The organism is Variovorax sp. SRS16 (assembly GCF_901827165.1).
Lineage (GTDB): Bacteria > Pseudomonadota > Gammaproteobacteria > Burkholderiales > Burkholderiaceae_C > Variovorax.
In genome coordinates this window covers 4,774,195-4,786,538 of sequence record NZ_LR594666.1, presented here as the reverse complement: position 1 = coordinate 4,786,538, position 12,344 = coordinate 4,774,195, and the positions used below count along the sequence as shown (strand labels likewise).

Sequence of the window (12,344 nt, the reverse complement as noted above, 5' to 3'; positions counted from 1 at the left end):
CGATGTGCGGTGCCGAATTGACCTCACTGCCCGACGGCGTGCAGCGCGTCGCGCGCCTGCTGCAGGACAAGGGCCATCCCCATGCGCCGCAGATGCTCGACGACGCCGCGCGCACCGCACAGCAGGCGGCCGATGCGCTCGGCATCGAACTCGGCCAGATCGCCAAGAGCATCGTGTTCCGCCGCAAGGCCGACGACGTGGCGGTGCTGGTCGTGACTTCGGGCGACCGGCGCGTCGACGAGAAGAAGGTCGAGGCGCTGGTCGGCAAGCTGGGCCGCGCCGATGCCGAATTCGTCAAGCGCACGACCGGCTTCTCGATCGGCGGCGTCTCGCCCTTCGCGCACGCGCTGGCGCCGGTCATGCTGATCGACCGCGAGCTGTTCCGCTTCGAGGATGTCTGGGCCGCGGCCGGCCATCCGCATGCGGTGGTGCGGCTCTCCCCACACGATCTCGAAGGCCTGACCGGCGCGCCGGTCGCGGACGTGGTGTGAGCACCGGCCTCGCGCCCGAACTCGCGTCGCGCGCGGCCGTCGCGCGGATGCTGCCGAACGATCTGCCGTCGCCGTGCATCTCGATCTGCCGCATGCACCGGCCCAGCGGTTTCTGCACCGGCTGCCTGCGCACCATCGACGAGATCGCCGGCTGGAGCCGCATGGACGATGCGACCAAGCGCAGGGTCTGGCGCGCCATCGAGCTGCGCGCCGAGACCGATCTGCTGACACTCGACGATCAGGACGCATCGCCATGAAGCACATCACCTTCCATCTCGACTTCATCTCGCCCTACGCCTTGCTCGCGTTCGAGCATCTTCCCGACGCGCTCGAGGGCCTGAGCTACAGCGTGAGCTACAAGCCGCTGCTGCTCGGCGCGCTGCTCAAGCACCACGGCCAGCTCGGGCCGGCGGAGATTCCGGCCAAGCGGACCTGGACCTATCGCCACGTGCTGTGGCTGGGCCATGCGCACGGCATCCCGATCGAGATGCCGGCCTCGCATCCCTACAACCCGCTGCCGCACCTGCGCCTCGCGCTGGCGACGACGCCGGACGGGACGATCAGCCGCTGGGTCGCGGAGACGATCTTTCGCGAAATCTGGCGCGGCGGCGCCGAGGCCGGCGATGCGGCCCGGCTCGCGGCGCTCGCAGCCAGGCTGCCGCAGGTGCGCGATGCCAATGGCCAAGAGGTCAAGGCCCAGCTGCGCGCCAACACCGACGAGGCCATCGCACAAGGCGTGTTCGGCGTGCCGGCGTACGAGGTCGACGGCGACCTGTTCTGGGGCTTCGACGGCCTCGGCATGCTGCGCGCGCGGCTCGCGGACGACGCGTGGTTCGCAGGTCCGCAATGGACCGCCGCCGACCAGCGGCCGGCACTGCTGCGCAGCAGCAAAACCTGAGCTTTCCTGCCAGCTGAAACAGACCCTCCGGGTTTCACCCTAAGTTGTCAGCGCCGATTCAGTTTGGCGAAAGGATCGGGTCAGTCGCCGCCTCAAGAATGCGTCACGGTCCCTTTCCGTGGGCCGACACTTCTGAGGAGACGACGCAATGGCAGCCACACTGGATTCGCGCGGAGCGCCCACGAGCGCGCCCCGGCCCATGAGCCGGGAGGAGAAGAAGGTCATCTTCGCCTCCTCCCTCGGCACCGTGTTCGAGTGGTACGACTTCTATCTCTACGGCTCGCTGGCGGCGATCATCGCCAAGCAGTTCTTCAGCGGCCTGGATGCGGGAGCGGCCTTCATCTTCGCGCTGCTGGCCTTCGCGGCCGGCTTCCTGGTGCGGCCCTTCGGCGCCATCGTGTTCGGCCGGCTGGGCGACATGATCGGGCGCAAGTACACCTTTCTGGTGACCATCCTGATCATGGGCCTGTCGACCTTCATCGTCGGCCTGTTGCCCAGCTACGGGACCATTGGCGTCGCGGCGCCCGTGATCCTGATCGCGCTGCGCATGCTGCAGGGCCTGGCGCTCGGCGGCGAGTACGGCGGTGCCGCCACCTACGTGGCCGAGCACTCGCCCTTCGGCAAGCGCGGCGCCTACACCTCGTGGATCCAGACCACCGCCACGCTCGGCCTGTTCCTGAGCCTGCTGGTGATTTTGGGGGTGCGCGAAGGCGTCGGCGAGGCGGCGTTCAACGACTGGGCCTGGCGCATTCCGTTCCTGGTGTCGATCTTCCTGCTCGGCATCTCGGTGTGGATCCGGCTGTCGCTGTCCGAGTCGCCGGCCTTCCAGAAGATGAAGGCCGAGGGCAAGACCTCGAAGGCGCCGCTGTCCGAGTCCTTCGGCCAGTGGAAGAACCTCAAGATCGTGATCCTGGCGCTGGTCGGCCTCACAGCCGGGCAGGCGGTGGTCTGGTACACGGGCCAGTTCTACGCGCTGTTCTTCCTCACGGCGCAGCTCAAGGTCGATGCGACCACGGCCAACCTGATGATCGCCGCGGCGCTCGCGCTCGGCACGCCCTTCTTCGTGATCTTCGGCACGCTGTCGGACAAGATCGGCCGCAAGCCGATCATCATGGCCGGCTGCCTGCTGGCGGTGGTGACCTACTTTCCGGTCTTCAAGATGCTGACCGAGGCCGCCAATCCCGACCTCGCCAAGGCCCAGGCCACGGCCGGCGTGACGGTGACGGCCGATCCCAAGTCCTGCTCCTTCCAGGGCAACCCGGTGGCGCGCGAGATCGACTTCAAGAGCTCGTGCGACATCGCCAAGCGCTACCTGGTGCAGAACTCGGTGAGCTACAACAACATTGACGGCGCGCCGGGCTCCAAGGCCGTGGTCAAGATCGGCGACAAGACGGTCGAAGCGCCGGTCGGCAACGTGGTCAACCTCAAGTTCGACGAGGCTTCGGCCAAGGACATCGCCGCCTTCAAGAAGGGCGTGGGCGACGACCTGAAGGCGGCCGGCTATCCGAGCAAGGCCGACCCCGCGAAGATGAACAAGTTCATGTCGGTGCTGATGCTGTTCTGGCTTGTGCTGCTGGTGACGATGGTCTATGGCCCGATCGCGGCGATGCTGGTCGAGCTGTTCCCCACACGCATCCGCTACACCTCCATGAGCCTGCCGTACCACATCGGCAACGGCTGGTTCGGCGGTCTGCTGCCCACCACCGCCTTCGCGATCGTGGCGACCACCGGGAACATGTACAACGGGCTCTGGTATCCGATCATCATCGCGGCCGTCACACTGGTCGTAGGTACGCTCTTCATTCGCGAAACCAAGGACGTAGACATCTACGCCAACGACTGACTCCGCGTCGACCCTAGTACCAGAAACACCGCGGAACCGGCTCCGCCGGGCCGCTGGTGTTGCCCCCGGTAGGGGGTTGGCGAAGCGACACGAAGTGCGCGAAGACTGGGGGCGAGCCTATCTCTTGAATTTGCCTTGGCTGATGATTGAGAGGTCGGCGAAATCGATGCCGGCGTGGCTCTGGGGCGAATAGTGCACCTCCAGTCCGCCGAGGTCGTAGTCGTGCATGGTCTCGAGCGCAGCGAGCACCTTGGCGCGTGTCGGCTTCGGGCCGGCACGGCGCAGCGCCTCGACCAGCACCTTGGCCGCGGCGAAGCCTTCGAGCGTGGCCGGTGACAGCTCGGTCTGGCCCTTGGCCTGCGCGAGCGCGAGGGCTTCGTGGACCATCGGCTGGCCGATCAGGTGCTCGTTGGGGAACACCTGGGTCACGATCACGCCGCTGCTCGCATCGCCCAGCTGCTTGATGAAACCCGACGAGGCATTGTTGGACAGCGTGACGACCTGCGCCGCCGAGCCCGCGGCGCGCAAGGCCTTGACGCCGTCGGCCACCACCTGGCTGGCGCCGAACCACAACACCGCCTGGGCATCGGCGCCGGTGATCTTCGGCACGATGCTCGCGTAGTCGGGTTTCTCGCGGTCCGCCGCCACGACCGCGGCCGGCTTCTGCCTGGCCTTGTCGAAGCCCGTCACGGCGCCCGCGAGCGCATCCTTGCCGAAGGAGTCGGCCGCGTGCACCACGACGATCCGCGTCAGGCCGATGGTGACCAGGTGCTGGACCGCTTTCTCGGCTTCGCTCTGGTAGGTCGCGCGCACGTTGAAGACGTGTTTCTGCAGCGGCTTGTACAGCGCCATGGCGCCGGTGGACGGCCCGATCAGCGCCACGCCGTACTTGTCGAGCCAGGGGATCATGGCCTGGGTGTTCGGCGTGCCGCGGCTCAGGAACAGAGCGACCACCTTCCTGTCCTCGATCAGCACGCGTGCGTTCTCGCCCGCGCGCTGGGCGTCGAAGGCATCGTCGATGCGGACCATCTCGATCTTTTCGCCGTTGATGCCGCCCTTGGCGTTCGCCGCGTCGATGACCAGCTGGGCGCCGCTGTTGGCTTCGTTCAAGGGAGCGGCGGTGGGGCCGGTCATGCCGGCCGTCTGGCCGATGAGGATCTGGGCCGATGTGCTCAGGGTGGCGAGGGCCAGCAGGAGGGCCGCGCAGGCGCGGATCCCCCATGTTCGGGTATGTTTTTTCATTTGAAATCCGGGATGTGACAGCAAACGCGTCTATTTGTGTCTGCCGTGATACGTGTTGCCATCGGTGGAAACCCCTGCGTCCCGACCCCCCATGTGATGTCGTGCACGAATGTGTCGCCCGGCCTTCCTAGAATGTCTGCCCCACCCCCAAGGCATTCATGACACAGGGCTCCATCCGGATTCGCGGTGCACGTCAGCACAACCTCCAGAACCTCGATCTCGACATCCGCACCGGCGAGATGACCGTGGTCACCGGCCCGAGCGGCTCGGGCAAGTCCAGCCTGGTGTTCGACACGCTCTACGCCGAAGGCCAGCGGCGCTATGTCGAGACCTTCTCGGCCTATGCGCGCCAGTTCCTCGACCGCATGGACAAGCCGGCCGTCGACAAGGTCGAAGGCGTGCCGCCGGCCATCGCGATCGACCAGACCAATCCGGTGCGTTCGTCGCGCTCGACCGTCGGCACGATGACCGAGCTCAACGACCACCTCAAGCTGCTGTTCGCGCGCGCGGCACAGCTGTTCGATCGCGAGACGGCGCTGCCGGTGCGGCACGATTCGCCGGACTCGATCTATGCGGAACTGGCGTCGCGCGCGGCGGTCGCGGGCGATCCGCGCGTAGTGCTCACCTTCCCGGTCGAGCTGCCTGCGAGCACCACGGCCGACGAGGTCACGCAATGGCTGTCCGCCAGCGGCTTCACGCGCGTGCAGGCCGAGCGCGAGATCGCGACGCCGACCGGGCCGCGCAAGGTGCTCGACGTGGTGGCCGACCGCTTCCGCATCGCCGGCGCCGAACGCGCGCGCGTGGTCGAGGCGATCGAGGTCGCGCTCAAGCGCGGCAGCGGGCGGCTCACCGTGTATGCCTTGCCGGCTGACGAAAGCGCATCACCCGAGATCTGGAAATTCTCCACGGGCCTTCATTGCCCCGAGAGCGACATCCGCTACGCCGATCCGATCCCGTCGATGTTCTCCTTCAACTCCGCGGTCGGCGCCTGCGAGACCTGCCGCGGCTTCGGCCGGGTGATCGGCGTTGACCTCGGCCTCGTGATTCCCAACGACAAGCTGACGCTGCGCGCCGGCGCGATCAAGACCATCCAGACGCCCGCCTGGAAGGAAGCGCAGGACGACCTGATGCGCCACGCCGAGACGGCCGGCATCCCGCGCGACACGCCCTGGAACAAGCTCACGCCCGAGCAGCAGGCCTGGGTGATCGAGGGCTCGCCCAACTGGAAGGGCAAGTGGAACCAGCAGTGGTATGGCGTGCGCCGCTTCTTCGGCTACCTGGAGAGCAAGGCCTACAAGATGCACATCCGCGTGCTCTTGTCGAAGTACCGCAGCTACACGCCGTGCCCGACCTGCGCGGGTGCGCGGCTCAAGCTCGAAAGCCTGTTGTGGCGCATCGGCGGCAAGGAAGGCGCGGATGCGGTGCTCGATCCGGCGAAGCGCTTCATGCCGGTGGGCGTGAAATGGTCGCGTGCGCAGCTGGAGGCGTTGCCGGGGCTGTGCCTGCACGACTTGATGATGTTGCCGATCGAAAGACTGCGGCGTTTCTTCGATGGGCAGCAGCCCTCACCCCAACCCTCTCCCGCAGGCGGGAGAGGGGGCCAGGCGGGCTTGCTCCCTCTCCCGCCTGCGGGAGAGGGCGGGGGTGAGGGTCCCGCGTCGATCTCCCACGGCGAAACCCAGGCCCTCAAGCTGCTGTTCGAAGAAATCACCACCCGCCTGCGCTACCTCCACGACGTCGGCATCGGCTACCTCACGCTCGACCGCCAGAGCCGCACGCTGAGCGGCGGCGAGGTGCAGCGCATCAACCTTACGACCGCGCTCGGCACCTCGCTGGTCAACACGCTGTTCGTGCTCGACGAGCCCAGCATCGGCCTGCATCCGCGCGACATGAACCGCATCACCGAGGCCATGCTGCGCCTGCGCGACGCAGGCAACACGCTGGTGGTGGTCGAGCACGACCCGGCCGTGATGCTGGCCGCCGACCGCGTGATCGACATGGGCCCGGGGCCCGGCGTGCGCGGCGGGCAGATCGTGTTCGACGGCAGCACCGATGCGCTGCGCGATGCCGACACGCTGACCGGTCAGTACCTCGGCGGACGCAAGCAGATCGGCATGGGCTTTCGCCGCATGGTCACCGACAACACGCCGCGGCTGATCCTCGAAGGCGTGCGCGAGCACAACCTGCAGAACGCGACCGTGGAGCTGCCGCTCGCGCGCCTGGTCTGCATCACCGGCGTCAGCGGTTCGGGCAAGTCGACCCTGATCCAGGATGTGCTGGCGCCCGCGCTGATGCGCCATTTCGGCAAGGCCACCGAAACGCCGGGCGCGCACGACCGGCTGCTCGGTGCCGATCTGCTGAGCGACGTGGTCTTCGTCGACCAGTCGCCGATCGGCAAGACCGCGCGTTCCAATCCGGCGAGCTACGTCGGCGCTTGGGATGCGATCCGCGAGATCTTCGCGACCGCCGCGCTCTCGCGCCAGCGCGGCTACACGGCCTCGAAGTTCAGCTTCAACAGCGGCGACGGCCGCTGCCCGACCTGCGGCGGCTCGGGCTTCGAGCACGTCGAGATGCAGTTCCTGTCCGACGTCTACCTGCGCTGCCCCGACTGCGACGGCAAGCGCTACCGGCCCGAGATCCTCGAGGTCACGATCGAGCGCGCCGCGCGCAGCTTCAACGTCGCCGACGTGCTCGACCTCACGGTGGCCGAGGCCGCCGCGGTGTTCGAGATGGACCGCGAGGTGCTGCGCGTGCTGCAGCCGATCGTCGATGTCGGGCTCGACTACGTCAAGCTCGGCCAGCCCGTGCCCACCTTGAGCGGCGGCGAGGCACAGCGGCTCAAGCTCGCGGGCTTCCTCGCCGAGGCGGCGAAGAACGGCAGTTCGAGCCGGCAGCCGCTGGCGCGCAAGGGCACGCTGTTCCTGTTCGACGAGCCGACCACCGGCCTGCACTTCGACGACATCGCGCGCCTGATGCGTGCGCTGCGCAAGCTGCTCGATGCCGGGCATTCGCTGGTCGTGATCGAGCACAACCTCGACGTCATCCGCGCCAGCGACTGGGTGGTCGACCTCGGCCCCGAAGGCGGCGAGGGCGGCGGCCGGGTGGTGGCGGTCGGCACGCCCGAGCAGGTGCGCGAGAACCGCGCCTCGCTCACCGGCGCGGCGCTGGCCGACTACGAACTGGCCGTCGGCCCCGGCGCCTACAAGGTGGCGGAACGCGCGGCGCGTTCGTATGCCGCGCGCGTGCAGCCGGTGGCCGGGCGCGACGCGGTGCAGATCGTCAATGCGCGCGAGCACAACCTCAAGAACCTCACGGTCGACATCCCGCGCGGCAAGTTCAGCGTGGTGACCGGCGTCAGCGGCTCGGGCAAATCGACGCTGGCCTTCGACATCCTGTTCAACGAAGGCCAGCGCCGCTATCTCGAATCGTTGAACGCCTATGCGCGCAGCATCGTGCAGCCGGCGGGCCGGCCCGAGGTCGATGCGGTCTACGGCATTCCGCCGACCGTCGCGATCGAGCAGCGCCTGTCGCGCGGCGGGCGCAAGAGCACCGTGGGCACCACCACCGAGGTCTGGCATTTCCTTCGGCTCCTGTACGTCAAGCTCGGCATCCAGCACTGCATCCACGACGGCGCCGCGGTGCAGCCGCAGACGCCCGACAGCATCGCGGCGCAGCTCATGAAGAACTTCAAGGGCCAGCACATCGGCCTGCTCGCACCGCTGGTGAGCAACCGCAAGGGCGTCTATACCGAGCTGGCCGACTGGGCGCGGCCGCGCGGCTACACGCACCTGCGGGTCGACGGCGAATTCCTGCCGACCACCGGCTTTCCGCGCATCGACCGCTTCAAGGAACACAGCATCGAGCTGCCGGTCGCGAGCCTCGACGTGCTGCCGTCCGAAGAAACGACCTTGCGCCAGGCGCTGACCAAGGCGCTCGAACACGGCAAGGGCGTGGTGCACGTGATGAGCGATCTCACCGGCCTGCGCGGCGCGATGATGGCCGGCGCGCCGACGCTCGGCATCGGCCGCGCCCATGTGTTCTCGACGCTGCGCGCCTGTCCGGTCTGCAGCACCAGCTATGCGGAGCTCGACCCGCGCCTCTTCTCGTACAACAGCAAGCACGGCTGGTGCCCCGATTGCGTCGGCACCGGCGTCAAGCTCACGAAGGAGCAGCGCAAGGTGTTCGACGACTCGGTGCTCGGCGACGACAACCGCGGCCGCGAGCAGACCTTCGCGGAGCCCGAGGTCGAGGATGTCGCTGACGCGGTGTGCCCGACCTGCGAGGGCACGCGGCTCAACGCCACGGCGCGCGCCGTGATGTTCGGCGGTGGCGGTGTCGCGGGCGAGGCCTGGGGCGAAGGCGGCATCGGCATCACGCAGCTGGCGCGCATGAGCGTCACCGACATCCGCATCTGGTTCGAGCAGATCGCGCTCACCGGCCGCCAGGGCGAGATCGCGCGCGACCTCGTGCCCGAGATCAAGAGCCGGCTCGAATTCCTCGAAGAGGTCGGCCTCGGCTATCTCACGCTCGACCGCGGCGCGCCGACCCTGAGCGGCGGCGAGGCGCAGCGCATCCGGCTCGCGGCGCAGCTCGGCAGCAACCTGCAGGGCGTGTGCTACGTGCTCGACGAGCCGACCATCGGCCTGCATGCGCGCGACAACCAGATCCTGCTCGACGCGCTGCACAAGCTCGGCGACAAGGGCAACACGCTGGTGGTGGTGGAGCATGACGAGGACACCATCCGCCGCGCCGACCATGTGATCGACATCGGCCCCAGCGCCGGCAAGCGCGGCGGCCGGCTGGTGGCCGAGGGCAGCGTCGCCGACATCGAGCGCGCCGCCGATTCGCAGACCGGCCGCTACCTGCGCGATGCGATGAAGCATCCGCTGCAGGCGCGGCGCCCGGTGCCGCTGCCCGAGCCCGGATCGCCGGACTGGCTCACGGTGCGCGGCGCCGACCTGCACAACCTGCAGGACGTCACGGTGCCGCTGCCGCTGCATCGGCTGGTCGCGGTCACCGGCGTCAGCGGCTCGGGCAAGTCGACGCTCGCGCGCGACGTGCTGCTCGCCAACGTCTACGCGATCGTCGTGCAGCGCACGACCAAAGCCGGTCGCGATGCCGATGCGGCCGGCAAGCGGCCGAAGTGGGTCGGCTGCAGCGGCGTCGACGGCTACGAGACCATCGACCGCGTGCTCGAGGTCGACCAGACGCCGATCGGCAAGACGCCGCGCAGCTGCCCCGCGACCTACATCGGCTTCTGGGACACCATCCGCAAACTCTTCGCCGACACGCTCGAGGCCAAGGCGCGCGGCTACGGCCCGGCGCGCTTCAGCTTCAACACCGGCGAGGGCCGCTGCCCCGGCTGCGACGGCGCCGGCGTTCGCACCATCGAGATGAGCTTCCTGCCCGACGTCAAGGTGCCGTGCGAGGTCTGCCACGGCGCGCGCTTCAACCCCGAGACGCTGGCCGTCAGCTGGCGCGGCAAGAGCATCGGCGACGTGCTGCAGATGGAGGTCGACGAGGCGGTCGAGTTCTTCGTCGCCATGCCCCACATCAGCCATCCGCTGCAGCTGCTCAAGGACGTGGGCCTGGGCTATCTCACGCTCGGCCAGCCCTCGCCGACGCTGAGCGGCGGCGAGGCGCAGCGCATCAAGCTCGTGACCGAACTCAGCAAGGTGCGCGACGACATCACGCGGCGCGGCAACAAGGTGCCGCACACGCTCTACGTGCTCGACGAGCCGACGGTCGGGCTGCACATGGCCGACGTCGAGAAGCTGATCCACGTGCTGCACCGGCTGGTCAACGGCGGCCACAGCGTGGTCGTGATCGAGCACGACCTCGACGTCATCGCCGAAGCCGACTGGCTGATCGATCTCGGGCCCGAAGGCGGCAACGGCGGCGGGCGCGTGGTCGCCGCGGCGCCGCCCGAGGAAGTCGTGCAACTGGGCACGCACACGGGCGTCGCGCTGGGGCCGGTGCTGGCACGCGCCGGCAGCGCGCACGTGCTGCGCATGCCGCCCGCGCGCGAGGCGGCGGAGCCGATTCGCCGGGAAGCCTGATGCGCACCATCTACAACGACCGGCACGCGCTGCACCACGGCAAGGTGGAGATGTTCCGTGGCGAGCTGATGCCGTGCTTCGAGATCCCGGCACGCGTCGATCATGTGCTGCGCGAACTCAAGGCGCGCGGGCTCGGGGCGATCGATGCGCCGGCCGCGTTCGACGATGCGGCCATCGCGCGGGTGCATGCGCCGCGCTATCTCGATTTCCTGTCGAAGGCCTGGGACGAATGGGTCGCCATCGATCCGGCCAACGCGGGGCGCGATGCGCTGCCGTCGTACTGGCCGATCCGCACTTTCCGTTCGGACGTGCTGCCCGCAAGCTTTGCGGCGCGGCTCGGTCTGTTCTCGTACGACGCGGGATCGCCGCTGACCTCGGGCACGTGGACCGCCGCGCGCGCCGGCGCCGATTGCGCGCTCACGGCCGTGCAGCACGTGCTCGCAGGCGAACGCGCGGCCTTCGCGCTCACGCGGCCACCGGGCCATCATGCAGGCGTCGACTTCTTCGGCGGCTATTGCTTTCTCAACAACGCGGCCATCGCGGCGCAGGCGCTGCGCGATGCCGGCGTCGAACGCGTCGCGGTGCTCGACATCGACTACCACCACGGCAACGGCACGCAGGCCATCTTCTACGAGCGCGCCGACGTGCAGTTCACCAGCCTGCACGGCGATCCGCACACCGAGTACCCGCACTACCTCGGCTATGCCGACGAGCGCGGCGCCGGTGCGGGTGCAGGCTTCAACCGCAACCTGCCGCTGGCACGCGGGACGGGCTTCGCTGCATGGCGCGAGGCGCTCGCGAGCGCGCTGCGCGGCATCGCGGATTTCCGGCCCGGCGCGATGGTGGTGTCGCTCGGGCTCGATACCTTCGAAGGCGACCCGATCGCCGGCTTCACACTCGCGACGCCGGACTACCTGCACATCGGCGAAGACCTCGCGCGCGCCGGGCTGCCTACCGTCTTCGTGTTCGAGGGCGGCTATGCGGTGGCCGAGGTCGGCACCAATGCGGTCAATGTGCTGGACGGGTTCATGCAGCACGCGGGCTGAACGGCCCGCATGCGGGGCGCGCGGATAATCCGCGCACTTCGACCCAAGCGAAGCGCCGCCCACGCATGCCCACCCGCCGCTCCACCGCCGCCGCGCCCACAGAGGGCGACCCGAATGCCGCCCGCACGGCCATCCTCGCCGCGGCGCGCGCCGAGTTCGCGGCCAAGGGCCTGGCGGGCGCGCGCGTCAACGAGATCGCCGCGCGCGCGGGCGCCAACAAGCAGCTGATCTACTACTACTTCGGCAGCAAGGAAGACCTGTACCGCGCGGCGCTGGAAGAGGTCTACACCGAGATCCGTTCGCTCGAGAAGGAACTCAAGCTCGGCGACATGCAGCCGGCCGAGGCGATGGCGGCGCTGATCGGCTTTTCTTTCGACTACCTGGCGCGGCATCCGGATTTCATCGGACTGTTGAATCATGAGAACGCGCACGGCGCGATGCATGTGCGCGACTCGCGCGCGATTCGGGAGACCAACTCGCCGTTGATCGAGTTGATTGCGCAGACGCTGCGGCGCGGGATTGCGGCGAAGGTGTTCAGGCGGGGGATCGATCCGGTGGAGTTCTACATCTCGGTGGCGGGGATGTCGTACTTCTTCTTCTCCAATCGGCTCACGCTGTCGTCGATCTTCGGGCGGGATCTGGGGGAGGGGAAGGCGGTCGATGGCTATCGGCGGCATGTGGTGGCGTTTGCGATGGCGGGGTTGCGGCCTTGAGGGTTGGAGGTGTCTTGGTGCTGGCGGAGACGGCGCTGGCCAGCGGCAGCAA

General features: G+C 68.5%; 8 protein-coding genes. 7 read left to right on the top strand and 1 reads right to left on the bottom strand.

What is annotated here, in order from left to right:
- Positions 1–2: 2 nt before the first annotated feature.
- The 4 genes from E5P2_RS23145 to E5P2_RS23130 all read left to right on the top strand — a co-directional run bounded on the left by E5P2_RS23145 (position 3) and on the right by E5P2_RS23130 (position 3,232).
- On the top strand, positions 3–491 hold the full coding sequence (locus E5P2_RS23145) for a YbaK/EbsC family protein (RefSeq protein ID WP_162569481.1): 489 nt from the start codon (positions 3–5) through the stop codon (positions 489–491).
- A 47-nt stretch (positions 492–538) separates the two neighbouring features.
- The gene (locus E5P2_RS23140) at positions 539–748 is read left to right on the top strand and encodes a DUF1289 domain-containing protein (RefSeq protein WP_162570624.1); all 210 of its coding nucleotides are present in this window, start codon (positions 539–541) and stop codon (positions 746–748) included.
- The gene (locus tag E5P2_RS23135; protein ID WP_162569480.1) at positions 745–1,389 is read left to right on the top strand and encodes a 2-hydroxychromene-2-carboxylate isomerase; all 645 of its coding nucleotides are present in this window, start codon (positions 745–747) and stop codon (positions 1,387–1,389) included. The genes E5P2_RS23140 and E5P2_RS23135 overlap by 4 nt, the downstream gene beginning before the upstream one ends.
- 148 nt (positions 1,390–1,537) lie before the next feature.
- Complete coding sequence (locus E5P2_RS23130) at positions 1,538–3,232, top strand: MFS transporter (RefSeq protein WP_162569479.1); 1,695 nt, start codon at positions 1,538–1,540, stop codon at positions 3,230–3,232.
- 117 nt (positions 3,233–3,349) lie between these two features.
- On the opposite strand, the gene E5P2_RS23125 is transcribed toward E5P2_RS23130, so the two are convergent.
- Positions 3,350–4,474: an ABC transporter substrate-binding protein gene (locus E5P2_RS23125; protein WP_162569478.1), complete on the bottom strand. Its 1,125-nt coding sequence runs from the start codon at positions 4,472–4,474 to the stop codon at positions 3,350–3,352.
- A gap of 158 nt (positions 4,475–4,632) precedes the next feature.
- Between E5P2_RS23125 and uvrA the strand changes: the two genes are divergently transcribed.
- The 3 genes from uvrA to E5P2_RS23110 all read left to right on the top strand — a co-directional run bounded on the left by uvrA (position 4,633) and on the right by E5P2_RS23110 (position 12,292).
- Complete coding sequence (gene uvrA / locus E5P2_RS23120; protein ID WP_162569477.1) at positions 4,633–10,533, top strand: excinuclease ABC subunit UvrA; 5,901 nt, start codon at positions 4,633–4,635, stop codon at positions 10,531–10,533.
- Entirely contained in the window at positions 10,533–11,579 is a 1,047-nt protein-coding gene (locus E5P2_RS23115) for a histone deacetylase family protein (protein ID WP_162569476.1), read from the top strand. The genes uvrA and E5P2_RS23115 overlap by 1 nt, the downstream gene beginning before the upstream one ends.
- Before the next feature lie 65 nt (positions 11,580–11,644).
- Complete coding sequence (locus E5P2_RS23110; protein WP_162569475.1) at positions 11,645–12,292, top strand: TetR/AcrR family transcriptional regulator; 648 nt, start codon at positions 11,645–11,647, stop codon at positions 12,290–12,292.
- The last annotated feature ends 52 nt before the right edge of the window (positions 12,293–12,344 follow it).

Coding starts and splice junctions, on each gene's coding strand:
- E5P2_RS23115 (WP_162569476.1), top strand. CDS start 10,533: ATGCGCACCATCTACAACGACCGGCACGCGCTGCACCACGGCAAGGTG.
- E5P2_RS23140 (WP_162570624.1), top strand. CDS start 539: ATGCTGCCGAACGATCTGCCGTCGCCGTGCATCTCGATCTGCCGCATG.
- E5P2_RS23125 (WP_162569478.1), bottom strand. CDS start 4,474: ATGAAAAAACATACCCGAACATGGGGGATCCGCGCCTGCGCGGCCCTC.
- E5P2_RS23145 (WP_162569481.1), top strand. CDS start 3: ATGTGCGGTGCCGAATTGACCTCACTGCCCGACGGCGTGCAGCGCGTC.
- E5P2_RS23135 (WP_162569480.1), top strand. CDS start 745: ATGAAGCACATCACCTTCCATCTCGACTTCATCTCGCCCTACGCCTTG.
- uvrA (WP_162569477.1), top strand. CDS start 4,633: ATGACACAGGGCTCCATCCGGATTCGCGGTGCACGTCAGCACAACCTC.
- E5P2_RS23110 (WP_162569475.1), top strand. CDS start 11,645: ATGCCCACCCGCCGCTCCACCGCCGCCGCGCCCACAGAGGGCGACCCG.
- E5P2_RS23130 (WP_162569479.1), top strand. CDS start 1,538: ATGGCAGCCACACTGGATTCGCGCGGAGCGCCCACGAGCGCGCCCCGG.